We start from the raw sequence: 26,272 nt of genomic DNA, 5'->3' as shown, positions 1-26,272 counted from the left end.
ATATGATGCACAGGGACGGTTCTCTTGTCCCATTCCGCGGTGCCGGTTCAGGTTCCATCTCCGGCAAATCCCCAAAGAAAATATTTAAATTGTAGAAGCAACTACATAAATTTTTCATATGCATAATATAGGACATGAAGAAGTTTCTTTTAATTGAAGCGCCTTAAGACGCTTCTTTTTTTACTTCGCTATTTAGGTAAATAAGGATAACTTTTGCTTTAAATTATTCATCTTCTTTTAGGTATTTTTTATTGTTTAAAAGAAAATAATTACATCAATACCTATAGAAGGAGATGATTAAATGACAAACAGCAATGGCATCCGAAGCATATTAGGTATAGATGTACGGGCTCGTTCCTCTGTTAATGATAGTGAGGAATATGATCCTTTTAAAAACCCAATCATTCATAAACAAATAAACGGACGAGTTATAGTACCACTTAATACCACAAGACTATGGGGGAGATAACTCCCCCCTGCTTCGCAATTTTTTGTCAAGTGCAACGTTAATCATTAATTGATTCTTCAAAACTGCCCTGTTAGCACGATAAGAAAACGGGATCGCCGCAGACATCCCATCTTTAACATAATTTTGCAATTATTTTTTGCGTCTTGTTACTAAACATTTGCTTAAAAATTCAAACCATCTCTAACAGCAACCATGATGGAATGGATAGCCGCCATACCCGTGATGGAATGGGTAACCGCCAAATCCGTGATGGAATGGGTATCCTCCATATCCCATACCGTAACCATGATATCCTCCATATCCCATACCATAACCAGGATATCCTCCATATCCCATACCATAACCAGGGTATCCTCCATATCCCATACCATAACCCATACCGGTTCTAAAGAATTGTCTTTCCATTTTATATCTCCTCCTCAAATTGTTTCAAAAATAGTGTATGTGTCCATATTTACAGAGGAATAGATATTTGCCTATTTATTAAACTATTCTTCATTGTATTTGTATTAAGCAAAAGTCTAGAATTTTACTTCCTTCTTGTTATACTAAACAGGCCTGTTTCCTTACTGGCAGCTTCTGATCTTCAACTAAAGCACCCGTTTGTTTAAGTGAAAACTTTCACAATATTGAACAAATAAATTTCCCCCTCATTACAAGGAAGTTTTTCCTGTTCATCTTCAAAACGAGGCAAGAACATTTCCACTGCACCCATATATTTCCTGCAGGAACAGGAATACAGGCTCCACTTAATAGTAAAATGAATAAATTGTACCGACTAACGACTTACAAATTTTAAGGAGTTGAATAATATTGTCAAATCCAACCATACCAAATATTAAGCCTACTATTTCGCTTAGCACCGCTCAAACTATACCGTTGCTATTGTCTTCCATCGCACTTGAGGAAATAGCTCTCGCTCACCTGATAAATGCAGAAGCAGAGAAACTTCAATTTGTTTTAGGTACATTACCCCATACAAAAACTAAGTTTTCCCCTGCAACTGTTTCTTTGTCAGATCTTATTGCTATTAATGAAAGTGTTCAAAGAACTCTTCGTGATGTCATCAAGAAAGAAATGCTGCTTGAGTTCAAGTTTGAAAACGTTCTGGATTTAATCGCACTTAGTCCTTCCGTAAAGCATCGTTCGCATCGTTCGTCTGGTTCGTCTGGTTCGCATCGTTCGCATGGTTCGTCTGGTTCGTCTGGTTCGTCTGGTTCGTTTGGTTCTCATGGTTCGTCTGGTTCGTCTGGTTCGTCTGGTTCGTCTGGTTCTCATGGTTCGTCTGGTTCGTCTGGTTCGTCTGGTTCTCATGGTTCGTCTGGTTCGTCTGGTTCGTTTGGTTAGCCAGCTACCGAACAGTTACCTTGAGCAGTGGTACAGACGTATTATGTTCTTTAGGAACAGGCGCTGGTACTACGCCTCTTACTATTAAATCGGTAACAGCGACCTAAAAGGAATCATAACTTGTTGTAGAGAGTACACGTAATCATTAAAAATTTTGTTCACACAAATCTGACAAATTACCATGCCCGACTCTCTATTCATATGTTGAATTAAAGTGATTATTAGATACATGGTGAGGGTAAAAACGCAGAATCTTCAAAACCAACTACAAACGTTGGGAATGGATAAATTTCAAGTGGGTGCGTTAATTCCTATTGATCCAAACCTCAATGATCCTCGTCATTTTGAAGGTATGCGATGTGGTGGTGGAATGCGATGTGGCGGCTTCCGTTGCGGAGGATTCCGATGTTTCGGTTGCTTCGGCTGTGTAGGTTGTGGCGGTTGTGGTGGCTGTGGTGGCTATTATGGTTATGATTATGGTTATGGCTATGGTTATAATGATACAGTCATTGTTATATAAAAAGAAGTGCCCCTGCATTGTGTGTTGTAGGGCACTTCCTTACTGGTGATCATAATTGACAAAAAGTCGTACATAAACTAAAAATGCACAATCTTAACGGTTGAAATTCGTTGCTTCAATTAGTCGAGTAGAATGGAGACTTTCTACCTTTCGGTAGATTGTACTCCACCCCCTTACAGAACCGTGCTTGCACTATTAATGCACACGGCTCCTCCTAGTTACCATTCACATTTCTGCTATCCTTAATAGTTTTGTTTCCATCATTATTCCTACCTCAGAGTGTAGTAAATGTGTCCCTATTAAGGTTGATAACTGGTAGCTAGCCTTTCCTCCATCGGCATTACTCAACTTCACTGGTACTACGCTGCTATCCGACTCCCTATTCGGCATTTGGCTTCCTTGCTTGTTATCGCTTGTACACCATACTCTTCCATTAAGAAAAGACCAATAGAGTCTCCCGAGTTGCCGTATCATATCAATGTGTAACGTGCCAAGGTCTCTGACTCCAGAGAGGTTTTATCCATCTTGCCTTAAACGATGGATAAAATGTAGCTTTCTGTTGCAGGTAAAACATCAGCCCTCTCGTTTTACTAACATTATGGAGCTCAATCCCTTCAACCAATTGGCTTTCGGCCCGCCACCTAACTGTCTACGCTTAAAGACTAAAGTTACCTTTGGTCCTCCAAGACTCGCTACGAGCGAATGGCTAGTTCTTACTCGACGGGAATCCCACCCGTTATATGATACGACCTAGGCTCGGCCGCACACCTGCCCCGTTAGCCATTCATGAAGCGCAAAAATCAGCGCTTCACCACAGAGAATGAAAATAGTTTTAAACCGTCAATACTGATTCTACGGCTGGGAGAGGAAGGTCGATGAACTATGGTGCGTTAGAGCCCATCCGTTAGTCTGACTCCAACGACCACGGTGCACCACTGACTGTCGCTCCCTTACGGGAAGCACACATGGTAGATTAATCCTATTCTGGTTGATGCACCAGCCTCTAATATTATGTGAGCCGTAGAAAGGATGATTTCAATGGAAATAGTCATTGAAAGAGCATGCGGTATGGATGTCCATAAGGACAATATTACTGCCTGTATTTTGACACCTGAAGGAAAGGAGATTCAAACGTTCTCTACTAAAACTGTATTTCTTTTACAGTTGGTTGACTGGATTAAACAACATAATTGTACCCATGTCGCCATGGAGAGCACGAGTGTTTATTGGAAGCCTATTGTGAATTTACTAGAAGCTGAGGATATTGAGTTTTTAGTGGTTAATGCCCAACATATGAAGGCCGTTCCAGGACGAAAGACAGATGTGAAGGATGCAGAATGGATTGCCAAACTTCTTCGCCACGGACTACTTAAAGCCAGTTATATTCCTGACCGGAATCAACGTGAATTGCGTGAACTCGTTCGCTATCGTAGAAGTGTTATTGAAGAACGTGCCAGACAACATAATCGAATCCAAAAAGTGTTAGAAGGAGCGAACATTAAGTTGGGGTCAGTTGTTTCAGATGTGTTGGGCGTTTCAGCACGGGATATGCTTCATGCCATTGCCGACGGTGAAGAGGATCCTGAAAAACTAGCAAACTTTGGACGCCGCACTATGAAAAAGAAGAAAGAAGAATTGGAACTCGCCCTAAAAGGCTATATAAGGTCACATCAACGCCTTATGTTAAAAACCATTTTAGGTCATATCGACTTTTTAACTGAGCAAATCGAGATGCTTGATAAGGAAGTTGCGGACAGAGTCAGTTCTCATCAAGAAGATATAGCACGATTAGATTCGATTCCAGGTATAGCGACCAGAATGGCTGAACAAATCTTATCTGAAATTGGGACTGATGTGAAGAAACAATTCCCCACTGCAGCTCATATGTGTTCTTGGGCAGGATTAGTTCCTGGGCAAAACGAAAGTGCAGGAAAAAGAAAATCAGCAAAAACTAAAAAAGGAAATAAGTATTTAAGATCGGCGTTAACCGAAGCAGCTCATTCAGTCAGAGGATCCAAAAACTATCTTGGAGCACTGTATAGGCGTACAGCATCCCGAAAGGGTAAGAAACGTGCTGGTATTGTAGTCGCTCACGCAATGTTACGTATCTCCTATTATCTCTTAACTCGAAAAGAAATGTATGTAGACTTAGGCGAAGACTACTTTGATAAGCAGAGACAACAGTCAATTGTTCGACATTCTCTGAGACGACTCGAAAGCTTAGGATATACCGTTACGTTGGAAGAACCTAAAGTCTCTTAATCCAGTCCACCTTATTACCATAAATCCATGAAATTGGCGCTCTCCCCTTTTTTGAAAATCGAATGAGCTGCGTCCTCTTTAGTATTGCCTTTTTCTGTGAATTACAGAAGTTAATTTTCATGGTAGTTGAATAAGAAAAGGAGCTGCCGAACAGCCCCTGTTATTCAAGTAAAGCCCCCGTAGTACAATAAGAAAACGGGATCGCTTTAGCAATCCCGTTTTTTAACCATCAAGGTTAGACGGTTTCTCGCGGGAAGAAATATCTAAAAGGTAGCATCAATCCCAGGAGAGATACAACAATGAAAACAACTTGATGGATATGATCATTCCCTGGCGGCAGTCCGCCAACCAAGTGCAAAGTCCAAAAGGTGGGATAATACCAGAGTGTAAGCCACGCCCATCTTTCTTTTCTTCTGTACGACGTAAGAGTTATCACGGTACCGAAAAAACCCATTCCTGTCGTTGCAACACCAAGAGCTCGAAGCAATCCTAAATCATATGGACCAGCAATCCTTGGATACGTTACAACTAATATTCCAAAGATCAAGATCCCAATTCCGTTAAATAGAAGGAACATCCAGCTGATTCTTAGAAGAACAGTCTGCTCTTTAAATTTTGCCAAATCCGAACACCCTTTGCCCGTTTTTAGTTCATTAATTTTTAACATAGTCTGTTTATTAGAGTCTACTATGTCTAATTAACTATTATAACTTGGGACATTTGCTCTATAACAAAAATGACCGCCGTAACAATCTTGCTTAATATAAGCACACATTAGCTGAAAAGTGGATAAATTTTTATAACAGCCCATACGGAGGTTAGTTCAATAAAAAAAATCCCTTTTGTTATAATAAAAGCAAAATCTTTAATTGTTTTAGGAGATAAAATGTTTAAAAAAATTAAGGCTTGGGCGAAAAATTTAAAACGACAGATATTTATTCAGATCACCGAGTACCTTGGTTTGCAAAAGTATTTACTGCTAGTATTGTCGCTTATGCGTTCAGTCCGATTGACCTAATTCCAGATTTCATTCCCATTCTTGGCTATTTAGATGAGGTAGTTCTTCTTCCGTTTGGGATAATGTTGGTTGAAGATGATACCAAAAGATGTATTATCTGACTGTGAGGTTAAGGCAGAAGAACTAATGAGAAATGGTAAGCCGAAGAATTGGAAAGGCGGTTTAATAATAATATAGTTCAATAAAAAAAGCCGACTCGATTAGCAATCTTTAAGGAAAGCACCCGTTAGCTGAAAAAGGAAAAAAGCGAACTCCTTTAAAGGAGCTCGCACACGTTGAATAATTGCGTTTATTCAGTATTCGCTTTATTTCGGATAAGTGACTTTAACTATTGCTCGTGGGGTCATTCAACATCCGTTTTTTTTGTACCTTTACTTATATAAGGTTTTGCACTCTTTTTTTTGTTTGTACTAGCTTGCCAACGATTCCAACCCTTCTTGTCTGTTCCTCTCCCTGTTCCACCTTTTCCTTTAGCTTTACTCATAAAATCACCCCATTATTATCTAGTCAAGTTACCTATCTGGTTAGTTTTAGTCATTTTACTCGGTTATTAACCAAGCATATTGCAATAAATGTTGCCAACAGAGTCTTTCTCTTTCTAAAAAAATAAAAAGAAGAAATTAGGTAATCCACAATTTATATGCTACACTTGGTTTACCATTTGATTTACTGTTTTCAAGTACCCTGCTCATTACCTGAGTGGGGTTATTTGTTTTTCTAAGAAAAATAAAAAACAGACTCTAAAAAAGAGTCTGTCCATGTTTGGCACTATTATTAAGCCTTACGAACGTTAGCTGCTTGTGCTCCACGTTGACCTTGCTCAACATCAAAAGTCACTTCTTGACCTTCTTCTAATGTTTTGTACCCTTCGCCTTGGATAGCTGAGAAATGAACGAATACGTCTTCTCCACCTTCACGTTCGATGAATCCGAAGCCTTTTTCACCATTAAACCATTTTACTTTACCTTTTTCCATGTTTGTTGCCTCCTAGTGTGTTAGCACACACAATGTATTACTATCCTTGCTCTCAGTGATCATCAAGACGAAAAGTTTTACTAATGCTATCCTTTACACCGAACAAAAATAATTCATAATCAGAATAACATTTTTTGAAATTATTTGCAAGGAACCATAATTCTTTAACTAAAGCACCCGATCGTTTAAGTGCAATCCTTCACAATCTTTAGTTTTAAACGTAGGAAAATGACCTTCAATAGATTAATCCAAGCGACTGCGCATCGCGCAAAAACCGGCATCCTAAAGATACCGGTCAAGTGTTGTTTTGCTATTTTATATTTCCGGTATTAGTAAGGAATGTGACTATTTCTGGGAATAACGCAAGCAGTCCGATGAATACTATCATGATAATCGCATATGGAAAAACACCTTTAACAATTTCTGACATGGAGGCAGATTTGTCTACTCCCTTTAATACGAATAAATTTAATCCGACAGGTGGTGTAATTAATGCTAATTCCATATTAACAACCAAAATAATAGCGAACCAGATTGGATCAAAACCTAAAGATGTAATAATTGGATATAAAATTGGAACAGTAATCACGATAATGGAAACCGTCTCCAAGAAACACCCTAGAATCAACAATACTATATTTATTAATATAAAAATGACCCAAGGGGAAACATCCCATGATGTAGTCATTTCAGTAATAGTTTGTGGGATTCTTAGAACCGTTAAAATAAAGCCAAGCAGCATGGCACCAACAATAATGAAAAGAATCATTGCATTTGTTTGAACGGTTGAAAATAAGATTTCTTTCATATTTTTAAACGTTAAATTTCTATAGGCTAACCCAGCGACTAATAAGCTAAAGACTACCCCCACTGCCGCAGCTTCAGTTGGTGTAAACAGGCCTGAATAAATACCGCCGATAATGATAATTGGCAGGACTAGCCCCCATACAGCCTTTTTGGAGGCTTCGAATCTTTCCCCCCATGTAGCAGGCTCTTCCTTAATATGTCTTGTCTGCCAGGAGGCAAAAATGGTGAAAAGTAATGTAAGGATTATTCCAGGTACAATACCTGCAATGAAAAGTTTACCTACAGATTCTCCAGTGATATTTCCATAAAGAATCATCGGAACGCTAGGCGGGATCAAAATCCCTAATGTACCGCCTGCTGCTACTAAACCTAAAACATATTTTTTCGTATAGCCTCGTTTAACCATTTCTGGAAGAGCCACTGAACCAACCGTTATAGCTGTTGCGACACTAGAGCCTGAAATAGCAGCAAAAATGGCACAGCAGAAAATAGTTCCAATAGCAAGCCCGCCAGGCAAATGTCTGAACCATTTGCTTGCCATTTCATATAAATCTTTCCCTACACCGCAAACTAATAAAATCTGGCTCATTAATACATATAATGGAAGAGCCGTAAGCTCAAATGAATCTAATGCCTTATATGAAATAATCGGTATTTGATTGAAAGCTAGTGTTCCGCCATTAAAGAAATACATACCGCCTATCGTAAGTAAACCTAGAGTAAAGGCAACGGGCAGACCAATTAATAGGAGAGTCCCCATTCCTCCAAGGAAAAATATATTCATGCGTGAGTCTCTCCTTTCTGACTAAAACCATCAATGATTTGTAAAATAAATGCCAGGCAAAGCAATACCCCGCCGATAGGAAGCATCATTTCCGGTATATACATCGGCACCCTTAAAAGTGATGAGGATGTTGTTCCGATAGTATAAGTCCCTTGGACATGCAGGATTGAGTAAAATGTGAAAATGACACTAAAAAGGAGCCCTAAAATATTGGAGATCACCTCCAAAATATTTTTTACTTTTAATGGTACCGCATTTGTTAAAAGATCCACTGTAATATGTGAAAAGGTTCTTAACGCGTATCCGCTTCCGATAAAACAGCTTCCAATCAACGAATAAATGGATAATTCTGTCGCAAATATCGTTGGGGAATTGAAAATAGCACGAGACACAATTTCATAAAAGATCATTCCTGTCATAAGCACTACGAATATGCCTGAAATGATTCCCCCAAGACGAATGATTCTATCGATGAATTTATAAAGCGTCTTAAATAAATCCATTTTTTCCTCCAAACTATGTCAGAAACGACATTATTTAAAAATTCACCCGGGAGACATATCCTCCCAGGTGATGATATAATTCTACTAATTTAGTTTTGTTTTTCAGCAAGGTCTAGAAGTTCCTTACCAAGATCTCCTGCTTGTTTTTCGAAAATATCATATACTGGTTTAGCCGCGTCCTTCCAAACTTTTAGTTCTTCTTTAGGAACAACGTAAACTTCCACACCCTTCTTTTCTAGTTCTTTAGCAGTTCTAGTATCTTCAGCCTTAGCTTGTTCACGAATCCATTGTTCTGTTTCTGCAGCAGTTTCCTCAATTAACTTTTGTGTTTTGGCTGGAAGCTTATCCCAATAGCCTTTATTTACGGCTAAAATAAACTCCAAATAGGCATAATTGTTAATGGTTAAATATTTAACCACTTCATCATATTTTCTTTGAAGCATCGCAGTTGTTCCGGATGTTGCACCATCAACTGTATTACGCTGTAATGCCATATAAACTTCCCCGGCGCCCATAAACACTGGAGAAGCTCCATATGCTTTAATTAGTTCTGATGGAATTTCGCCAATACTTCTGATTTTTAAGCCTTTAAAATCTCCAGGCGATTTAAGCGGTCTAACATTATTAGCAAATTGAGCGTAACCATAGTCAGCAAATAATAATACCTTTGCACCCTTTTGTTCCATAGCAGACTTTAGTTTGTTACCCATTTCACCTGAAAGTGCTTTTCCAGCAGCGTCATAATCATGGAAAACATAAGGGACATCAAAGATACCCATGGAAGGAACTGTTGAAGCCCAAAGTGTTGCCGAGTTTAATCCCATCTCTACCCCGCCTGTCAGGATCGACTGGTTCATTTCCTTATCGCTTAATAACTGTCCAGCTGGATATACTTGCACTTTTACCTTACCGCCGGATTTTTCAGTAACCTTTTTTGCAAATTCTTCAATACCAACAGAAATGTGATGGTCTTGAGGAAGATTGTACGCTAAACGAATAGTAGCTTCTTCGTACCCGTCTCCGCCGCTGTTGGTTTCAGCTTTTTCCCCTTTTGTAGAAGCTGCTTGATTTGTTGCCTTTCCCCCACAAGCTGTCAAAATTCCCATTAATAAAATTAAGGCTAGAAAACTTGAAATTACCTTTTTCATTTTATATCCCTTCCCCTTCAACTATTTTTCTTTTTGCAAAACCCGCCTTATCCAATAGAGATATCCTATTAAACATTTTAAACTAATCTCGTATTCACCCCTCCTACCCTTGCTAAAAACAACTCAAAAGGTTATCGTGTTCCTCTATTTAGGATTGGCAACCTTTTACTTTATGAAGATGACCCGTCAATTCGCGATTTGTAAATGGTTTCAGTAATTCGATGCAAGCTAGAAGCTGCCCGAGGTCAATTCCCGTATCAATGCCCATTTCATGCAGCATGAAAACAAGATCCTCTGTTGCCGCATTGCCAGCTGCACCTGGAGCAAATGGGCACCCGCCAAGACCGCCGATAGAAGCATCAAAACGAGTGATCCCCGCTTCTAATGCAGCCATTACATTTCCCAGTGCCATGCCATATGTATCGTGAAAATGAGCCGAAATACTTGACTTTGTTTTTAATGAAAGGGCAGCCTGAAATAACTCAAACACCTGCTTTGGATTCGCTCTTCCTATGGTGTCGGCAAGAACAATTTCATCTGCACCGAGCATTTCTGCTTCCTCGACCATTTTGAGAACCAGGTCAGCATCTACTTTTCCCTCAAACGGGCACCAAAAAGCAGTTGCAATACTATAGCGGATAAAAATATCATTTGCTTTTGCTTTCTCGATTACCGTTGCAAGATTAGTAATAGATTGCTCCCGGCTCATTTTTACATTTTTTAAATTAAAGCTGTCACTTGCACCTACTACCAGTGATAGTGAATTGACGCCGCTCTCTATCGCCCGGTCATACCCCTTCTTATTAGGAATCAACGCCATATATTGAACGGAAGGGCTTTTTTCTATGCCGTTTAGAACTTCATTTGCGTCCTTCATTTGCGGCACATATTTCGGATGAACGAAAGAAACTGCTTCCATCCGTTTGATTCCAGTTTTGCTAAGTGCATTGATTAGCTCTATTTTCTTTTCGGTCGGGATAAAATTAAATTCATTCTGAATCCCGTCCCTGGGTCCGACTTCTATTATTTCTACTTTATCCGGAAGGCTCATAAGACATCCCCTCTTTTATTTTAAGAAATTCCAAACTTTATCAATTGGATGGGATCGTTTTTCTCTTAAATAACCCCTTTTGCTTTTAGATCCTCTATTTGCTCTTCAGTCATGCCAAGCTTCCCGCCGAGAACATCATCGGTGTGCTGCCCCAATTCTGGTCCTGCCCACTGGATTTCACCAGGGGTTTCACTCATCTTTGGTACAATTCCAGGCATCTTCAACATGCCAAGACCATCAACGGCTACTTCCTGAATCATTTTCCTGGCTTGATAATGCGGGTCATTTACTATATCCTCCACAGAATAAATGGAACCCGCCGGGACCCCCGCTTTATCCAAACTCTCCTTTACTACCGCGAATGGCAAACTTTTAGTCCATTCTTCGATAAGACCGTCTAAGAATACAGCATGTTCAGATCGTTTGGCATTGTTATCAAAGCGCGGATCCTCGGCAATGTCCTCTCGTCCCATTGCATACATAAGCCTTTTAAAAATGGCATCTCCATTCGCACCAATAACGATATACGTACCATCCGCACAAACATATGTATTCGATGGTGTAATTCCCGGCAGCATGCTTCCCGACCTTTCACGAATCAATCCTGCACGGTCGTATTCAGGAAGAACACTTTCCAATAAACTAAACACCGATTCATATAGGGCAACGTCTATTACCTGCCCCTCACCTGTACCATTCACATCACGATGGTAAACCGCCATTAATGCACCTATCACAGCATAAAGCGATGACAAGGAATCTCCAAGACTTACACCTACTCGTACCGGCGGACGATCTGGATATCCCGTGATATAGCGAAGACCTCCCATTGCTTCCCCAATCGATCCAAAACCCGGTTTATCTTTGTACGGACCATCTTGGCCATACCCGGACACCCGAATCATAACCAGACCTGGGTTAATTTTTTTTAATTCCTCGTATCCGAGACCCCACTTTTCCAATGTTCCAGGGCGAAAATTCTCTATTAAAATATCAATTTCTTTCACCAGCCCGCGTATCAGCTCTTGTCCTTCAGGGTGCTTCAGGTCGATTGTAATGGACTTTTTATTTCTGGATTGAACATACCACCATAGACTTGTACCGTTTTCCATAACCCGCCATGTTCGGATTGGATCACCCTTAGCTGGAGGTTCGACTTTTATAACCTCAGCACCAAATTCAGCTAATAACCGAGAGGCAAATGGACCGGCAATTAGCTGTCCCATTTCCAGCACTCTTAAACCTTCCAATGCTTTTTTTCCCATTTGTATTCAGCTCCCATAATCTAAACCTATTTAACGTTAAAGAAGAATTCTACTTATAGAGTGATATAAGTGCCAATAAATCATGCTCAATGTGTTCAAGCATTACCTTTGCAGCTTTATCCCCATTCCTTTCTTTAAGTGCTGACAGGATGCGTGAATGTTCTTCGATAGGACTCTCATCTCGCATGGCTTCTTTAACAACACTGTTCCTTAGATAGGTAACTTTATCCCGAATCATATTTGTTAATGAAATCAGCTGGCGGTTACCGGATGCCTTCAGGATAATCTCATGAAATTTGATACTCAATTCCACTACTTGATTTTTATCCTGTTTTAACCATGCTGTTTTAGTTTCTTCAACGATCTTTTCAAGCATTTTTAATTCTGAAGATTCAATTTTTTGAGCAGCTAATTTAGCTGCGAGCGATTCCATTTGCTGCCGAACTTGATAAATATCAATCATATCGGATGTTGAAGGGCTAAACACATGTATTGCGTTCCCCTTTTGCACAAGCAACTCATCTTGAATAAGGATTTTTAAAGCTTCACGCACCGGTCCGCGGCTAGTACCGAATTCTTCCGCAAGTTTTGCTTCTACCAATCTATCACCAGGAAAGTAGTCACCTTCCAATAAACGTTTTTTTAATATTTGATAGATTTGGGTATTTAGTGTATCTCTAACAATCGATTCCAATGAAAGCGCCTCCTTTTCCGAACACTTTTCAAGCGTTTTATCAAACTATTTTTAATAGTAGGATAATTGTAGTTAACTGTCAACGGTTAACAATCAGTTTATTTAATATCTTCTGAATATTTTTTCTGGAAATAAACCTACAAAGTTTATATAAATACTCCCAATATCGAAACTGGCTAATGCCAGGAATGCAGAATATATCTATAATTACAAAAAAAATAAGCGTAAATAATCCCTATCCTGATTATAGGAGGAGATCATTTGCGCTTATTCTTTAACTTTTAATAAACCAATTGTTGCAAGATGATGCATAGGGACGGTTCTCTTGTCCCATTCCGCGGTATCAGTTCAGGTCTCACCGCACCCATTAGTTGAAATTTATTTTTTATCTTAATTGGACTTTTTTAGATCATGTTTAAGATTTGAACAAATAATGATACACACAGACTTATCAAGAAGGTTATGAGCCAATTTAATTTTTTGGTGGTCTTTAATAATATATTTAGTACCGAACCAATAGCCATACAAACTATAAAAGCGACTAAAATCATAACAAATTCCAAAAAATCCCTCCTATCACTTAAATTTTACCACAAACAACCCAATTCGTTAATGAAGTATTCAGCATGCAACGTTAGTGGAACAAGAAAAAGGAGCCGCAACTACAGCTCCTTGTTTCACATCCGTTTATTCAAGAAAATATGAATAATTCCAACCCTTTATCTCTCCCATAGCTCAACCAGTCTACCTTCAGGATCTTTAATCCAAATAAACTTACCAAATTCACTAATCTCTTTTTCCTTAGCAAGAGGTACACCAATCTTTTCAAGATGCTTAATAGTCTCTTCTATATTATAAACTTGGAAATTTAACATCACTTGCTGCTCTGTCGGGAAGTAAGGGTCATCTTCAGTAAAGAAAGAAAAGATCGTTTCATTTCCTGAATCGGGTTTAATAATAGTCCCATTCCACTCATCAATTTCAATCTTTAACACTTCACTGTACCATTTTTTTATAGCATCTAGATTTTTAGTCCTCCAAAATATTCCCCCGAAACCTTTTATTATCATAATAACCTCGCTCCCTTCTCTAATTTCTATTATTTTTTCTATTAAATTAGAAATTCAAGAAATAAAAATAAATTCCTTCTTCAACCAGCTTTCGTTAGTAAAAAGGCGTCTCCACTATTGTAGAAACGCCCTCGTTTACTTTAAGTGTAATTCTTCACAATCGGTTTAAAATCAAACAAGCCAAAGGAGATGCCCTTATTCAAGCATCGCCCTCGAAAAATTATTGTTTTTAATAACACGTAAACGAAATAATTCTCCTTGTATCAATACCAAAAATCGTCCAGGACCAACCATTCCATCTGAAACCAGCAACAGATCTTGGACCTATTAAAATGGGATAAAACCAAAACGCTTCTCCATTGTTGAGCCATATAAAGGTATTACGAAACTGGCACAATCTAATTGCTCCTGGATCAACAGCATATGGTGTAGCAGCTACTTGTTGAGGAATAAATGATGGAGGAGGAGCAGTTGGGGCTTGTGGAATTTGTGATCCGGGTAGACCTGGTAATCTTGATGGCCCCCCAAACTCAGGTCCTGGTAAACCTGGTAAACTTGGTAATCCTGGGAACGATGGCACTGGTAAACTTGGAAATTGACGCTCCAATTGCTGATCATAATTTATATAGGAGTATACTGTCTGATTATACATTTAATAGATCACCACCTTTCTTAAATAAATCTCTAAAGTATTAGTATGGTATACTGTTCTTTTGTGAAGCTTATTCACAGTCTAATTTACTTCCCATTTGCTTTCGAAAAATATTGTATTTGGCAATAAAAAAATGTTGTTTATGGCAGTATGTTATTTGCATAAGTTTAAAGAAAAATAATCCTCATCCGTAGTAAAGATGAGGATTATTAATAAATACAGTCATATCTTTTAACCACAGAAACAAACTGCACCAACAATGATTAATAAAATAAACAACACCACTATGAGTATAAATTCACCGCACCCATGTACAGGAAAACAACCTGCATAAACAGGAGCTGCATAGGAGTAAGACAATGGCTGGGGAAGAGGAGTAATCGGCAAGGCATTCGGTAAGGCATTTGGTAAGGCATTTGAAATCGGGAAGGCATTATTCATTTTTTACACTTCCTTTCGAATGTATGGCGAGCTAAAATGACATTACAATATATATTACACTCAGAGAGGAAATTGGAGCCCGTCTATATTATATATAGGCATGACATAGTGACGATCACTTTTTAGTAATGAAAATACCATATGGCGGCAGGCAATTGATTTCAAAAGAAGAAGATTAAAGCCAAAGGAAATAACTAGAGTGGCATCCTTTGTAAAAAAGGTGCTTTTTTCTTCAGATATTCTTCAACTGCTTCGTTAGCTCAATAATTAAAGGAGCTGCCGCTGCACCCCCTTGTATAACTCAAGCCCCTGTTGAACAAGACACAAAAGGAGCCTCATTCTTATGAATATTTTAATTTTAGGTGCAACTGGACGAGTTGGAAGTCAAATAGTGACTTATGCCCTTCATGACAGACATCATGTTACTGTATTAGTTCGCACTCCAGAGAAGTTTCAAATAAATAATGAAAATTTAACCATTTTTCAAGGGAATGTTTTAAACAAAGATGATATCGTACGTGTAATGCACGGGATTGATGTAGTTATTAGTGCATTAAATACTGATGGCACAACTACTCTATCAGAAAGTATGCCATTTATTATCGAAGCAATGGAAAACGAAGGTATAAAACGAATCATAACTATAGGAACTGCGGGTATTTTGCAAAGCAGAACCACGCCAAATTCTCTGCGTTATCAATCAATCGAATCGAAGCGGAAGTCAACCCGTGCAGCGATAGAACATCATAAAGTGTACGATATGCTCAAACAATCAACCCTCGATTGGACGATTGTCTGTCCTACGTACTTGCCGGATGGAGAAAGGGTAGGCAAATATCGAATAGAGCGAAACTTTTTGCCGGAGGGTGGAGCTGAAATATCCGTACCGGATACAGCAGAATTTACCTTTAAACAGATAAATGCAAGCGATTATATAAAATCACGTGTAGGTATCGCCTATTAATATTATTCTTATACTATTTTCATATTGGATTAACTGGTTTATTGACAAAGAAAAGGGGATGCAGCAATAATCCCCCCTCTTTAAGAAAATTATAGGTTATTTATGCAAATCCATAAGTTTACCTTTTGAACTAAAGTGAAGTTACTTCAAAAAGAAAAGACCGCCGCAGCGATCATTAGGTTACTTTCCCGCACCAAATTGAACTTAAGCATCCGTTTAAGTACAATCCTTCACATTGTCTTTGAAATGTTGTATTTGAATCATTTTAAGGTCCAAAATAGGGTCCGAAAGGATTTTCCGGTGGATATTCCTCTAACTTATCAGCTGTTCTTTCATCTGGTGATGTCGCCCCAGATTTTTTATCAAAATAGATGGCTATTCCAGCCAATATAATGACAGGTGTAAATATATAAATCCAAATCATCATAACACCTCCAAAATAACCAATGAGTTACTAATATTATATTACAAATTTAACCATTTTTTACAATATTTTAAAGCAAAACTACAACGTTAGCTCCGCAAGAAAATAGATCGCCACAGCGATCCCATCTTTTAACTCTTGCCCCCGTTCGTAAGTACATACCTTCACAATGTGCCCTTTTGATCAAAATCCTTCCACTTTAAGTAAACCGCTCGTTACAAAGTTAAAAAAGTCAGCTATTGAATTTTCACGAATGATACCAGTGGTTTTCTAATAGGTTTATAAATATCCAATAAAAACAGCTGATGTTTGACGAAAGTGAGGAGGATTTATGCTGCATATACCACTGAAGGAGCCAGTTCTCATATTTGGTTTAGCCGTGTTAATTTTTTTGCTGTTTCCTATACTCATGGGAAAATTAAAAGTACCTGCTATTATCGGTCCCATTATAGCGGGAATTATTATCGGACCAAACGGGCTGGAAATATTGGCACGTGATTCAACAATCCAATTGCTTGGAACAGTCGGATTATTGTTTATTATGTTTATAGCAGGACTTGAGCTGGATCTAGATGGTTTCAAAAGGTACAGAAATCGCAGTATTTTATTTGGCTTACTCACGTTTTCAATCCCGTTAATTCTTGGAGTCATATTAGGTTTATGGCTGAATCTCAGTATACTATCGGCCATTTTATTTGGCACCATTTTTTCCTCACATACGCCTTTAGGGTACCCCGCCATAAGCCGGCTTGGTATTGCGAAAAACAAAGCTGTTACAACAGTGGTGGGCGGTACATTATTAACAGATAGTCTAGCTATGCTTTTTCTTGCTGTCATAACAGGGGCAGCTGAAGGAAATTTAACACTTGGATTTTGGATGTACTTGATTATTGCAACAACGGTCTTTGCTGTAGTTGTTCTCATTTTCACCCCTCACCTGACAAAGTGGTTCTTTAAACGCTCCAATAATGAAGGAACGATAGAATTTAATTTTGTCCTGGCCATTTTATTCGTCGCCGGGGCCATATCATTATTTGTGGGCTTGGAACCAATTATTGGCGCATTCTTGGCCGGTCTAGCCCTTAATCGATACATTTATGATCATGGTCCATTAATGAACAGAATCAGATTTACGGCAAATGCATTGTTTATTCCATTCTTCTTGTTATCCGTGGGTATGCTAATGGATCTTCGTGTTCTTGTATCCAGCTCCAATGCATTACTACTAACCTTGTTAATCCCCATAGTAGCGATAGGCAGTAAACTGTTTGCCAGTTGGACAACAGGTAAAGTATATGGTTATTCCAAAGCGGAAAGGAAGGTAATGTTTGGGCTTTCTACATCACATGCGGCAGCAACATTAGCCATAACACTTGTTGGATATCGCCTTGGTTTATTTGACCAGCAAATCATAAATGCTGTCATTATTATTATTTTAGTTACTTGTATTATGGGCCCCTACTTCTGCGAAAAATATGGCAGAAAATTAGCCATTGCACAAGAGGATACGATAATGGATGAAACACTTCCTGAACGCATATTAATCCCTATGGCGAATCCACATACAATGGAATCCCTGCTGGATTTAGGATTTGTCGTAAAAAAGGCAATAAAGACTGATGAGCCGCTTTACCCATTATCAGTCGTTCAAAAAGATTTAAAACAAGCAAACAATGGAGTAGCTCAAGCAGAAAGAAAGCTTGAGCGCTCCGTCATCTATGCGTCAGGGGCAGATGTTTCTGTTAAGCTGTTGACACGGGTGGATTATAATATTGGAAGGGGGATAGAACGCGCTGCTACGGAAGAACGAAGCACATCAATCATTGTGGGGTGGGATGGAGAAAGCGAAGGCGGCCGAAAAATATTCGGGAAAGTAATTGATAATTTCCTTGAACATACGTATCAACGCTCGTTTATAACCCATATCAAGCAACCGTTAAATACGTTGGAAAGGGTCATTCTTATATTGCCAAATAATATCGTGCACAAACCGGGTTTTGGCGATTCCATATCCATTATTAAGAGCATTGCCTCACAGCTCAGTGCTACAATGACGGGTCTTGTCATTCGTGATAATTTAGACATGTACGAAAAGACATCTAAGCAAGTACACCCTAATTTAAGAATCGAGTTCCAATCAATAGATAGCTGGAATTCCTTATATGAAAGTCATTTAAATCATGTTAAATCAACTGATCTTGTGATTGTATTAAGTGCCAGAAGGGGGACCGTAGCATGGCACCCACAACTAGAGGCTTTACCAAAAAAAATAGCTTCAATGAATCTTGAAAACTTCATCGTGTTCTACCCAACAGAAATGAAGGAAACAGACATTCGTGGTTCTCGGGGTACTGAGGTCCCAAAGGAATTACTCTTTAAAAAAGATTATGATGATTAAATGATACTTTTAATATTGGATTTACTGAAAAAAACTGATAACAATACCATGATTAAAATACCAATTACAATACAGGGAACCTTAAAATGCAGTTCAATTTGCACCGTATTTGCGGTGCTTTTTGTTTACAAAAAAATAGCCCAAATTCTTATGAACTTAGGCTGTACGCCTTAAATGGAAGGCATATATTTCATTTTTTCAATTGAGTACCCTTTGTAACGAGGGCAAGTTTCTTTTTATTTGTTATGATTCCTAGTCCAAGCATAAGTGTGAAAAATAACAGCAGCCAAGAAATATAAGCAGGCAAGGATGTAATCGTAATGGCAATCCAAGCAAAAAATAAGGATGCAGGGCTTATGACTTTCAGTATTCGATAAATGATTTTGCTGACTTCTGCTTTATATAATGGAGTGGCTTCTAATAAAAAAATAAACGGGTTACAAAACGTTCCAAATGCTAAAGAAATAACCATATATATAGGCAATTCAATCTCCATCGTAAATTCTAATAGCAAGACCAAACCTATCGAAAAGGATTGCATAATATAATCCAAATGTGCCGCTTTAAGTTTTCTCGGATTCGTAAAAAAATCGTTAAGTTGACTATTTTTCAAGTAAAATACCGCTCCAAGTGGCAAAGATAGTATAAGACCAGCCATAAAAATAAATATTGCCCAATTCAAAAGAAAAGAATTCATAAGAAACCCTCCCAGTATTTATGCGCAATAAGATTTCAGAAAACTTTGAGAGATAAAAAATAGTACCTACACAAACCAATGTACCAACATTAAGATACATAAAAAGCGAAGATTTCGACTGATCAAAGTGCTAATGATTGACGCCCTTTCTTCTCTTTTCGAATGAATCTTCTATCAATAAAGAAAGCTGTAAGTATTGCAGCTAAACTGATTAAAACTGGTATCCCGAAAGATTCATAGGAAAACGGACTGCCTTGGAATTTTAGATTTTCAGCACGATATTCTATTCGCTTGGCACCATATTTAGCGGTTAGGACGTCCTCTTGCTTCGCTAAATCTTCGAGTGTCACATCAAACATAAATCTGTCTGAGTAGCCGCTGTGAATAAACTCGAGGTTTACTTTGTTACCCCTTACGTTCCAATCCTTGACTTCTTCTGCAGCTAAAGACTTCGCTTCTTCCCCCGGAACGAACATTCGATCTAGCTTCGGCACATTCCACATGTGATATCGAGTAACTAGGTTAAGGTGATACTTCGTAACAATAGGCTGCTTAGCATTTGAGACGGTGTAGATTTTTGTTGTTCCTGAATTTGCATACGTATCAAAAATCGTGGTAAGTGCCCCCTCATCCATCCCATCATACAACAATACCCCTGCTGTTTTTTTGTGCCATTGGAATGCTGTGTTGAACGTATAAATCAATTCACTTCCATCCACATAATATGGATCTACCTTTGGATTTTTCACGAAATGATAAGAAGGGTAATGGATCTTATTTGCTATTTTCTCCGCCATTGGTTCGCCTAATTGCTTTGAAATCACATAGAGGACGGCATCGATTCCAGAAGTAATTGCAGCTGAAGAAACCATGTTCCCGTCTACAACATAACGCAAATCCCTTCTCCACTTTGTATCAGGATATTTATTAACTTCTTGATAATCAAAACTTTTCCAGTCAGTTGTTGCTTCTTTCCCTTTTAATAGACCTGTATCCGCCAGATTCAACCCTCCAGCGCAAATGCTTAACAACTCTGTATCAGAATGTTTTCGAATCCATTCCCGGACAGGTTTATACTTTACTTCGTCAACTATAGGCATGGCGGGGATTACAATAAGGTCTGGACTTTTTCCTAATAATCGATCCAGTTCATCAAAAGAATAGTGCGGAATCAGATCCAAGCCCCCAGAGAGGGTTTTCATATTTTTGTCTGGAGCAACTGCATACACGTTATAAGATTCAGTCATCGCAAACATTTCATAGGGAACCATAAAATCAAACACTTCAGTGGTCTGATTGGATAAAATCACAGCTACTGTTGGTTTTTGGGGATTATGTTCCGGCACACTCACGCGTTGTAAAGCAGGGATTGGTGTTTGTCGAGTAGGATTCCAATATTCCTGATTGGTGCGAATATATCCATACACACCAACCCCTCCCAAAAATATAACGAACGTCATTATATAGACAACTACACGTAATAATAACTTCATTTTGATTCTCCTCTGAATAATATTTTTTTATTTTTTTCACTAAGAAAAACTACTCCATCTAAATAAACACCCGCCTTTTCAAGACAATATGATGCCAGACTAGACCAATTTTATTATAACCAAGATCATTGATTTAATTGCTTAATTATAAATGTTGTATATATACAAATATAAAACATTTTCATCCGTTGTCAATACACAATTGTTGTATTTTTACAATTATTTTATATAAAAACGGCTGCCTGAAAATTAAACTCGGTTCAATATCCAGGCAGCCGTTCTATTTTTTAATGCTTAACGTTTGTCTTCTTGATAATCTCCAACAAAATAGACACACTTTCATCTACTTGCTTTCGCTTGTTTTCTGGAACTTGTTTTAAAATGTCCGCAAACAACTGATGATGTTTCTCATGAGCATTCGCTACTGCTTCCAAGCCCTTTCCGGTAAGTTTGATAAGTACTTCCCTTCTATTGTCCAGGTTGTGCTGCCTTTCCACCAGGCCGGATTTCACAAGTGGATCCAGTGTCCTTGTCAACGTGGAAGGCTCCACACCAAGAATGCCAGCCAAATCTCCGTGACGGTATGTATTGGAGCCTATTTCCATTAAAAGATGCAATTGTTTTGGGGTCAGCCCTTCAACAAAAGACTTATCACCACCGAGTACACCCGACATTTTAATAATAGACAATAAGAATTCCCCAAATATTTCCTGTCTCATTTTTCATCACCTGTTTATTGTGTTTTATAACTTGTATATCAAAACTATTGTACTTTTGCAATAGTTGTTACTTACCGCAGACATAAGAAACTTGGTTTATAGTTGTAAATACTTAAAGGACCGCCTGCGGCGATCCCATCTTCAACTCTTGCACCCGTTAGAGCTCATTAAAAACTATTTAATAAGTTGCTCATTATACACACTAATCGAGTGTAAATTCTCTTTTAATAGGTTATCGATTATTTGCTTTATTACATTCGGTTCTCTTAAGTCTTCGTTTTCAAATGTTACAAGGTCATTTACTTTTATCCACTTGCTGTCGGAAATCTCACCTTCTTCGAGATTTAATGATCCTCCAGTAACTTCACCAATAAAATGAAATAAAATAACTTGATTGTTCGTACTACTGATAAAATTATATACACCAGTAGTGCCAATCAATTTTACGTCCAACCCCGTTTCCTCTTTAACTTCCCTTCGAGCTGAATAGAGAATGTCCTCACCATATTCGATACGTCCACTCGGAAAGTTCCACTTATCAACAGCAGTTGGTTTATTCTCTCTAATAATCAAGACTTTTTCATCACTAAAGATTGACACACTTGCTACTAAAACAATTCCATTTTGCGACATCCATTCCTCCTCAATTCTCTTTGGAGATTAATTTACCTCTATTTAACACGATTAGATTCGTTTAGATTTAATCAAAACCATGATCCAATAATAGGATATCGAAAAGGACGCCCATTAAATGCTTTAACAATTCCAACAATCGGAGCTATTATAGCAATGAGTCCAAAAATAATGAGGAATGGAATCCCGATTAATATCCAAGAAAAAAAAGCAGACACTGAGATTAAAATACCAATCACAATATGAAATACCAAAGCCTGTAAGGATAAGCTTTTAATTTCTCGATCTGAAATAATAAAATATGTGATAATGGGAACTAGTATAGGTGCAAACCAAGTACTAGCATGAATCAATATTTTGAATCCCTTATTTTCCATTTAACATTTACTCCTCTTTGTATCGTAATATTTACCAAACCTTTATTCATTAATCATTATAAAGTTTTGGTTAGAATATTACATCAGGCTATGAACTAAATCGTTATACGACTTTGGTCGTAGTCCAAATCAAAATTCCAGTATGCGAACTATTCTTTTACATTTTTTCAGCTACTGAGATTACTCCACTATATGCCCCGATTGTGGAGCAAGTTAAAAATTTTTTCTTCAACTTAACTGCCGCGTTAGCACAAAAAGAAAAGAGATCGCAGCTGCCGCTCAGAATTTAACTAGAGGAAGTTCAAGCCGATTATGATGGGAACCAGTTTCTAACCATTCTTCTTTTGGAATTAGATACTCTTCAAAATCTTTATTTGTTTACTGCCTCGAACAGATACATCTCCTGACCGAATATGATTTCGTCATTCAGTTAATGCTGCCATTTCATAATAATGACGATTGATACTTCCATCATCGTCATATACATGTTTCTACTCCCGATTAGAGACAAAACTAAGAGGAGCTCCTTCTGGACCCCTTCCGTTTACCGGTATCATTCATATTTTTAATAATATCTAGTGCTTCCATCAATGACTTGGCTGATTGGATAGATTGATATTCTAGTGATTGATATTTTATTTAAGCATCCTCCCTAGCGGGAAAAAGAGGGAACTAATCATTTGAGTTGGACCCGGAATTTCTGGAAAGTAAAGAAGTAAGATAGCAACTAGCAAGCTTATTCCTGTTAAGGTCACAAGTATTATTTTTTCTTTTTTTTGATTTGGATATAACTTCCGCCATTCAAGTAAGAGGATCAGAAAAACTAATATGGATATTCCTATAAGCTCAAATATCTTCATTTTTTTGCTCCTTTTTCATTTCACTCCAAAGTAGTGGTCGACAACCCAGGCTCTAGTACATGTACCTTAACTTTCGTTTCTACATAGATATCTGGAAGAACAACTTCCCAGTGATCTTTTACTTTTTCCCATTCTTTTGGGTATTTACGATGAAAAGCAGTAGCAAATCCAAAGGGATCCACCTTCATTCCATCTTTTACCTGCTTAAGGGCTTTCTCTATGGAATTAGAAACGTCTTTTTCTATATAATTTTCTACTCTTTTTGTATTTTTCTTACTCATAATATTTATTTTGCTTCCATTTTGAACAATCATCCCTTCCTTTGATATATTTATAGTGACACTCCATTTTCCGTTTTCAATTTTTGGAACCAGATTTGTCTTTGTTCTTTTCAGATATAGTGAAATGGTTTGCCCTTTTTTGGGATACCCTGTTATTTCAGGTAATTCATTTTGATTTCTTACCCATAATAATCCTTTTGATTCAACTTCATTAATTCTCCCAATCATTTTATCTCTCATAAAAATAGCTGTGCCACCAATAATGGGAGAGACATTCATTTTCCTATCATCATTATTTTGATGCTTGATTTTAATAAGCGGTAATAGTGCACCTCCTCCTTCACTTGTAACCATCAGTTCAAAATCTTTCAATGTCATATTTGCACCAACATGCATTTCCGACATCTTTCTAAGCACATCTCCTACATATTTTTCTAATGAAGCTGATAGCTGTAAAATGTCAGATGCCTTTCCATCACTGACATATAAGTGAGAATCCTCGCGAGGCTCTGGGTGACGGTCTATGAAGTCTATTTGTCTTCCGAGGTTCCCTTTTTCAGAGAGGGATCAGCCAAAAATATATGTTTTACAATGTCCCCAAAAAAGTTTGCGTGAATATTCCCGTTGAAGATTGGATGCAGCATCAGCCAGGTTTGTTCCAACAGCTGATTTGATCTCTACTTGGGCCTTACCAGAACTACTTTGTTGGCCACCACTTTGTGATTGAGGAATGAAGACTTGAACAGTTAATTTAATTTTATTATTTTTTTCTTTATCGATGGCTGCTCCTACTATGATGGCTAATTGATTTAGTTCCTTATTGTCCCAGCAACCAGTTAGCAAAACACACTGTGAAAGAATAAGAAAGAAGGAAAGAATAGCTTTCATTATTCGAAACAAAGTATCATTCATTCTTTCAATTCCCTTCCTTTTAATTTCAGTAAGTTTCATCTATTTTTTGGCTTTGGTTGCTGATTGGGAGCCTGTCTGTACTTATTAATTCTTCCAGTTAAATGTTGTCGTGTATTTAACATCCACCAAGGAGAACGTATAAAAGCATCCTTCATATCTCGTCCTATTGTTGGGGCTATTGGTGAAAGATATGGAACACCGAAAGAGCGTAATTTACATAAATGGATGACTATCGCAATAAAACCAAGCGCTAATCCATATAGCCCCATCGTTCCAGCAAGCATCATGATGGGAAAGCGAATCAATCTTAAAGCAACTCCTTCTGAGTAGCGAGGAATCATAAAAGAAGCAATGCCTGTAATCGCCACAACAATTACCATGAGAGGAGAAACAAGGCCTGCTTGAACAGCAGCTTGCCCGATAACTAATGCCCCTACAATGCTTACTGCAGCTCCGACTTGTTTAGGTAGACGGAGCCCTGCTTCACGAAGCGCTTCGAAAACAATCTCCATTATTACTGCCTCTATCAAGGCAGTAAATGGGACACTTTCCCGTAACGATGCCATACTTAATATCAAGGTTGTAGGTACCATCTCCTGATGGAAGCTGGAAACTGCGACATAGAGCGAAGGTAAGAATACAGAAATTAACATAAAGAAAAGACGCATTATTCTTATAACAGAACTAATCAAATAACGTTGGTAATAGTCATCAGGTGCCTGAAAAAAAGAAAAAAAGCTTACAGGAGCAATTAGAACGAAAGGAGTACCATCTACTAATATGACGACACGTCCTTCCAATAGGTTAGCTGAGGCGACATCTGGTCGTTCCGTATCAAGTAACTGCGGAAACGGTGAAAAAACATTATCCTCTATCAATTCCTCGATATATCCGCTTTCCAAAACACTGTCGATTTCGACTTTCTGTAGTCTGTTTTGAACCTCATCTATTAATGACTGATTAGCAATTCCCTCTATATAAGCAATGATTATACTTGTATCAGAATAACTCCCGATATTCATTTTAATCATTTTTAGGTTAGGACTTCTGATTTTTCGCCGAAGCATGGAAATATTGACTCCCAAAGTTTCCACAAATCCTTCTCTTGGTCCCCGGATTACGCTTTCGGAATCAGGTTCTTTAATGGACCTCTTATCCCATTTGGCTAGTCCTAAAGGGTTTCCATTAGAAATGTTCTTTATACAATCATCATATGTCTTGACCACTCGTATATTTGATAATTGTATATTTTCACATGTCTCTTGAAGGTTAATCGATTTATCAATTGTTTTAGACATTAAAGGAGCAAGGACGCTAGAATCTATTTGTTCTGTATCAGATAAGCCATCAATATATACAAGGTTTGTTTTTCCGGCAATTAAAAAAGGATGATAGATTACATCGATGCAACCCTTATAAATGGATTTTAGAATTTGAAGATTTTTATCCAACTCTGTTGACAGAGGAAGATTTCGGTTACTCATTTCTTCAATAGGATGTTGTTTTTG

Annotated in this window: 28 protein-coding genes and 2 pseudogenes; 7 read left to right on the top strand and 23 right to left on the bottom strand. The window is 38.0% G+C overall.

The window, feature by feature from the left end; all coding sequences use genetic code 11:
• The first annotated feature begins 301 nt into the window (after positions 1 to 301).
• Positions 302 to 469, top strand: a complete 168-nt coding sequence (locus QNN06_RS05210; RefSeq protein ID WP_213118486.1) for a hypothetical protein — start codon at positions 302 to 304, stop codon at positions 467 to 469.
• Between the two features lie 161 nt (positions 470 to 630).
• On the opposite strand, the gene QNN06_RS05205 is transcribed toward QNN06_RS05210, so the two are convergent.
• Positions 631 to 810: a hypothetical protein gene (locus tag QNN06_RS05205; protein WP_213118487.1), complete on the bottom strand. Its 180-nt coding sequence runs from the start codon at positions 808 to 810 to the stop codon at positions 631 to 633.
• A gap of 472 nt (positions 811 to 1,282) precedes the next feature.
• Between QNN06_RS05205 and QNN06_RS05200 the strand changes: the two genes are divergently transcribed.
• From QNN06_RS05200 to QNN06_RS05190, 3 genes are all read left to right on the top strand, one after another.
• Positions 1,283 to 1,816 carry an alpha-helical endospore appendage domain-containing protein gene (locus tag QNN06_RS05200; protein WP_284037167.1) on the top strand — a complete coding sequence of 178 codons (534 nt, stop codon included), beginning with the start codon at positions 1,283 to 1,285 and terminating at the stop codon, positions 1,814 to 1,816.
• 214 nt (positions 1,817 to 2,030) lie between these two features.
• Positions 2,031 to 2,336 carry a heterocycloanthracin/sonorensin family bacteriocin gene (locus QNN06_RS05195; RefSeq protein WP_213118488.1) on the top strand — a complete coding sequence of 102 codons (306 nt, stop codon included), beginning with the start codon at positions 2,031 to 2,033 and terminating at the stop codon, positions 2,334 to 2,336.
• Between the two features lie 1,038 nt (positions 2,337 to 3,374).
• Complete coding sequence (locus QNN06_RS05190; RefSeq protein WP_284037166.1) at positions 3,375 to 4,598, top strand: IS110 family RNA-guided transposase; 1,224 nt, start codon at positions 3,375 to 3,377, stop codon at positions 4,596 to 4,598.
• A gap of 235 nt (positions 4,599 to 4,833) precedes the next feature.
• Here QNN06_RS05190 and QNN06_RS05185 read toward each other — a convergent pair whose 3' ends face one another.
• The gene (locus QNN06_RS05185) at positions 4,834 to 5,220 is read right to left on the bottom strand and encodes a hypothetical protein (protein WP_213118489.1); all 387 of its coding nucleotides are present in this window, start codon (positions 5,218 to 5,220) and stop codon (positions 4,834 to 4,836) included.
• A 284-nt stretch (positions 5,221 to 5,504) separates the two neighbouring features.
• Between QNN06_RS05185 and QNN06_RS05180 the strand changes: the two genes are divergently transcribed.
• Positions 5,505 to 5,717, top strand: a complete 213-nt coding sequence (locus QNN06_RS05180) for a YkvA family protein (protein WP_372447608.1) — start codon at positions 5,505 to 5,507, stop codon at positions 5,715 to 5,717.
• Between the two features lie 242 nt (positions 5,718 to 5,959).
• Here the strand turns inward: QNN06_RS05180 and QNN06_RS05175 are convergent, their stop codons facing one another.
• The 11 genes from QNN06_RS05175 to QNN06_RS05125 form a co-directional block, all read right to left on the bottom strand.
• On the bottom strand, positions 5,960 to 6,100 hold the full coding sequence (locus QNN06_RS05175; RefSeq protein WP_213118490.1) for a DUF3934 domain-containing protein: 141 nt from the start codon (positions 6,098 to 6,100) through the stop codon (positions 5,960 to 5,962).
• Positions 6,101 to 6,390: 290 nt separating this feature from the next.
• Complete coding sequence (locus QNN06_RS05170; RefSeq protein ID WP_027322326.1) at positions 6,391 to 6,591, bottom strand: cold-shock protein; 201 nt, start codon at positions 6,589 to 6,591, stop codon at positions 6,391 to 6,393.
• Between the two features lie 310 nt (positions 6,592 to 6,901).
• Positions 6,902 to 8,182, bottom strand: coding sequence for a TRAP transporter large permease (locus QNN06_RS05165; protein ID WP_217034909.1), 1,281 nt, complete (start codon positions 8,180 to 8,182; stop codon positions 6,902 to 6,904).
• On the bottom strand, positions 8,179 to 8,685 hold the full coding sequence (locus QNN06_RS05160; RefSeq protein WP_284037165.1) for a TRAP transporter small permease: 507 nt from the start codon (positions 8,683 to 8,685) through the stop codon (positions 8,179 to 8,181). The genes QNN06_RS05165 and QNN06_RS05160 overlap by 4 nt, the downstream gene beginning before the upstream one ends.
• Before the next feature lie 89 nt (positions 8,686 to 8,774).
• Entirely contained in the window at positions 8,775 to 9,833 is a 1,059-nt protein-coding gene (locus QNN06_RS05155) for a TRAP transporter substrate-binding protein (protein ID WP_284037164.1), read from the bottom strand.
• Positions 9,834 to 9,981: 148 nt separating this feature from the next.
• On the bottom strand, positions 9,982 to 10,884 hold the full coding sequence (locus tag QNN06_RS05150; RefSeq protein WP_284037163.1) for a hydroxymethylglutaryl-CoA lyase: 903 nt from the start codon (positions 10,882 to 10,884) through the stop codon (positions 9,982 to 9,984).
• A gap of 65 nt (positions 10,885 to 10,949) precedes the next feature.
• On the bottom strand, positions 10,950 to 12,149 hold the full coding sequence (locus tag QNN06_RS05145; RefSeq protein WP_284037162.1) for a CaiB/BaiF CoA transferase family protein: 1,200 nt from the start codon (positions 12,147 to 12,149) through the stop codon (positions 10,950 to 10,952).
• Between the two features lie 49 nt (positions 12,150 to 12,198).
• The gene (locus QNN06_RS05140) at positions 12,199 to 12,843 is read right to left on the bottom strand and encodes a GntR family transcriptional regulator (protein WP_213118496.1); all 645 of its coding nucleotides are present in this window, start codon (positions 12,841 to 12,843) and stop codon (positions 12,199 to 12,201) included.
• 719 nt (positions 12,844 to 13,562) lie between these two features.
• Positions 13,563 to 13,910 carry a VOC family protein gene (locus QNN06_RS05135; protein ID WP_213118898.1) on the bottom strand — a complete coding sequence of 116 codons (348 nt, stop codon included), beginning with the start codon at positions 13,908 to 13,910 and terminating at the stop codon, positions 13,563 to 13,565.
• 232 nt (positions 13,911 to 14,142) lie between these two features.
• The gene (locus QNN06_RS05130; RefSeq protein ID WP_284037161.1) at positions 14,143 to 14,565 is read right to left on the bottom strand and encodes a collagen-like protein; all 423 of its coding nucleotides are present in this window, start codon (positions 14,563 to 14,565) and stop codon (positions 14,143 to 14,145) included.
• A gap of 231 nt (positions 14,566 to 14,796) precedes the next feature.
• The gene (locus QNN06_RS05125; protein ID WP_213118498.1) at positions 14,797 to 15,006 is read right to left on the bottom strand and encodes a YjcZ family sporulation protein; all 210 of its coding nucleotides are present in this window, start codon (positions 15,004 to 15,006) and stop codon (positions 14,797 to 14,799) included.
• 343 nt (positions 15,007 to 15,349) lie between these two features.
• Here QNN06_RS05125 and QNN06_RS05120 point away from each other — a divergent pair, with 343 nt between their 5' ends.
• Positions 15,350 to 15,970 (top strand): NAD(P)-dependent oxidoreductase, encoded by a 621-nt coding sequence (locus QNN06_RS05120; protein ID WP_213118499.1) that lies wholly within the window; start codon positions 15,350 to 15,352, stop codon positions 15,968 to 15,970.
• A gap of 265 nt (positions 15,971 to 16,235) precedes the next feature.
• Here the strand turns inward: QNN06_RS05120 and QNN06_RS05115 are convergent, their stop codons facing one another.
• Positions 16,236 to 16,394, bottom strand: coding sequence for a hypothetical protein (locus QNN06_RS05115; RefSeq protein ID WP_156431331.1), 159 nt, complete (start codon positions 16,392 to 16,394; stop codon positions 16,236 to 16,238).
• 331 nt (positions 16,395 to 16,725) lie between these two features.
• Between QNN06_RS05115 and QNN06_RS05110 the strand changes: the two genes are divergently transcribed.
• On the top strand, positions 16,726 to 18,792 hold the full coding sequence (locus tag QNN06_RS05110) for a cation:proton antiporter (RefSeq protein ID WP_217034895.1): 2,067 nt from the start codon (positions 16,726 to 16,728) through the stop codon (positions 18,790 to 18,792).
• A gap of 190 nt (positions 18,793 to 18,982) precedes the next feature.
• Here QNN06_RS05110 and QNN06_RS05105 read toward each other — a convergent pair whose 3' ends face one another.
• The 9 genes and pseudogenes from QNN06_RS05105 to QNN06_RS05060 form a co-directional block, all read right to left on the bottom strand.
• The gene (locus QNN06_RS05105) at positions 18,983 to 19,489 is read right to left on the bottom strand and encodes a hypothetical protein (protein WP_284037160.1); all 507 of its coding nucleotides are present in this window, start codon (positions 19,487 to 19,489) and stop codon (positions 18,983 to 18,985) included.
• A gap of 122 nt (positions 19,490 to 19,611) precedes the next feature.
• Entirely contained in the window at positions 19,612 to 20,982 is a 1,371-nt protein-coding gene (locus QNN06_RS05100; protein ID WP_284037159.1) for a DJ-1/PfpI family protein, read from the bottom strand.
• A gap of 287 nt (positions 20,983 to 21,269) precedes the next feature.
• Positions 21,270 to 21,701, bottom strand: coding sequence for a MarR family winged helix-turn-helix transcriptional regulator (locus QNN06_RS05095; protein WP_284037158.1), 432 nt, complete (start codon positions 21,699 to 21,701; stop codon positions 21,270 to 21,272).
• Positions 21,702 to 21,875: 174 nt separating this feature from the next.
• Complete coding sequence (locus tag QNN06_RS05090) at positions 21,876 to 22,334, bottom strand: NUDIX hydrolase (protein ID WP_213118505.1); 459 nt, start codon at positions 22,332 to 22,334, stop codon at positions 21,876 to 21,878.
• A 71-nt stretch (positions 22,335 to 22,405) separates the two neighbouring features.
• Positions 22,406 to 22,711, bottom strand: a complete 306-nt coding sequence (locus tag QNN06_RS05085; protein ID WP_213118506.1) for a DUF4870 domain-containing protein — start codon at positions 22,709 to 22,711, stop codon at positions 22,406 to 22,408.
• Between the two features lie 303 nt (positions 22,712 to 23,014).
• Positions 23,015 to 23,341: pseudogene (locus tag QNN06_RS05080) on the bottom strand (Tn3 family transposase); the annotation flags it as partial.
• Positions 23,342 to 23,346: 5 nt separating this feature from the next.
• The gene (locus QNN06_RS05075) at positions 23,347 to 23,571 is read right to left on the bottom strand and encodes a hypothetical protein (RefSeq protein WP_213118507.1); all 225 of its coding nucleotides are present in this window, start codon (positions 23,569 to 23,571) and stop codon (positions 23,347 to 23,349) included.
• Positions 23,572 to 23,591: 20 nt separating this feature from the next.
• Positions 23,592 to 24,740, bottom strand: a pseudogene (locus tag QNN06_RS05070) (Ger(x)C family spore germination protein).
• Between the two features lie 59 nt (positions 24,741 to 24,799).
• Positions 24,800 to 26,248: a spore germination protein gene (locus tag QNN06_RS05060; RefSeq protein ID WP_284037897.1), complete on the bottom strand. Its 1,449-nt coding sequence runs from the start codon at positions 26,246 to 26,248 to the stop codon at positions 24,800 to 24,802.
• Positions 26,249 to 26,272 lie beyond the last annotated feature (24 nt).

Source organism: Neobacillus sp. 114 (assembly GCF_030127045.1).
Taxonomy (GTDB): Bacteria; Bacillota; Bacilli; order Bacillales; family Cytobacillaceae; genus Neobacillus; species Neobacillus rhizophilus.
The sequence above is the reverse complement of the archived record's forward strand: the minus strand, read 5'-3'. Positions and strand labels throughout refer to the sequence as shown.

What these genes read in the sequence shown, in the direction of transcription:
- QNN06_RS05085 (WP_213118506.1), bottom strand. Translation starts at nt 22,711, where the DNA reads ATGGAAAATAAGGGATTCAAAATATTGATTCATGCTAGTACTTGGTTT.
- QNN06_RS05150 (WP_284037163.1), bottom strand. Translation starts at nt 10,884, where the DNA reads ATGAGCCTTCCGGATAAAGTAGAAATAATAGAAGTCGGACCCAGGGAC.
- QNN06_RS05095 (WP_284037158.1), bottom strand. Translation starts at nt 21,701, where the DNA reads ATGAGACAGGAAATATTTGGGGAATTCTTATTGTCTATTATTAAAATG.
- QNN06_RS05115 (WP_156431331.1), bottom strand. Translation starts at nt 16,394, where the DNA reads ATGATTTGGATTTATATATTTACACCTGTCATTATATTGGCTGGAATA.
- QNN06_RS05125 (WP_213118498.1), bottom strand. Translation starts at nt 15,006, where the DNA reads ATGAATAATGCCTTCCCGATTTCAAATGCCTTACCAAATGCCTTACCG.
- QNN06_RS05175 (WP_213118490.1), bottom strand. Translation starts at nt 6,100, where the DNA reads ATGAGTAAAGCTAAAGGAAAAGGTGGAACAGGGAGAGGAACAGACAAG.
- QNN06_RS05165 (WP_217034909.1), bottom strand. Translation starts at nt 8,182, where the DNA reads ATGAATATATTTTTCCTTGGAGGAATGGGGACTCTCCTATTAATTGGT.
- QNN06_RS05155 (WP_284037164.1), bottom strand. Translation starts at nt 9,833, where the DNA reads ATGAAAAAGGTAATTTCAAGTTTTCTAGCCTTAATTTTATTAATGGGA.
- QNN06_RS05075 (WP_213118507.1), bottom strand. Translation starts at nt 23,571, where the DNA reads ATGAAGATATTTGAGCTTATAGGAATATCCATATTAGTTTTTCTGATC.
- QNN06_RS05210 (WP_213118486.1), top strand. Translation starts at nt 302, where the DNA reads ATGACAAACAGCAATGGCATCCGAAGCATATTAGGTATAGATGTACGG.
- QNN06_RS05060 (WP_284037897.1), bottom strand. Translation starts at nt 26,248, where the DNA reads ATGAGTAACCGAAATCTTCCTCTGTCAACAGAGTTGGATAAAAATCTT.
- QNN06_RS05100 (WP_284037159.1), bottom strand. Translation starts at nt 20,982, where the DNA reads ATGAAGTTATTATTACGTGTAGTTGTCTATATAATGACGTTCGTTATA.
- QNN06_RS05110 (WP_217034895.1), top strand. Translation starts at nt 16,726, where the DNA reads ATGCTGCATATACCACTGAAGGAGCCAGTTCTCATATTTGGTTTAGCC.
- QNN06_RS05105 (WP_284037160.1), bottom strand. Translation starts at nt 19,489, where the DNA reads ATGAATTCTTTTCTTTTGAATTGGGCAATATTTATTTTTATGGCTGGT.
- QNN06_RS05090 (WP_213118505.1), bottom strand. Translation starts at nt 22,334, where the DNA reads ATGTCGCAAAATGGAATTGTTTTAGTAGCAAGTGTGTCAATCTTTAGT.
- QNN06_RS05120 (WP_213118499.1), top strand. Translation starts at nt 15,350, where the DNA reads ATGAATATTTTAATTTTAGGTGCAACTGGACGAGTTGGAAGTCAAATA.
- QNN06_RS05130 (WP_284037161.1), bottom strand. Translation starts at nt 14,565, where the DNA reads ATGTATAATCAGACAGTATACTCCTATATAAATTATGATCAGCAATTG.
- QNN06_RS05170 (WP_027322326.1), bottom strand. Translation starts at nt 6,591, where the DNA reads ATGGAAAAAGGTAAAGTAAAATGGTTTAATGGTGAAAAAGGCTTCGGA.
- QNN06_RS05205 (WP_213118487.1), bottom strand. Translation starts at nt 810, where the DNA reads ATGGTATGGGATATGGAGGATATCCTGGTTATGGTATGGGATATGGAG.
- QNN06_RS05190 (WP_284037166.1), top strand. Translation starts at nt 3,375, where the DNA reads ATGGAAATAGTCATTGAAAGAGCATGCGGTATGGATGTCCATAAGGAC.
- QNN06_RS05160 (WP_284037165.1), bottom strand. Translation starts at nt 8,685, where the DNA reads ATGGATTTATTTAAGACGCTTTATAAATTCATCGATAGAATCATTCGT.
- QNN06_RS05145 (WP_284037162.1), bottom strand. Translation starts at nt 12,149, where the DNA reads ATGGGAAAAAAAGCATTGGAAGGTTTAAGAGTGCTGGAAATGGGACAG.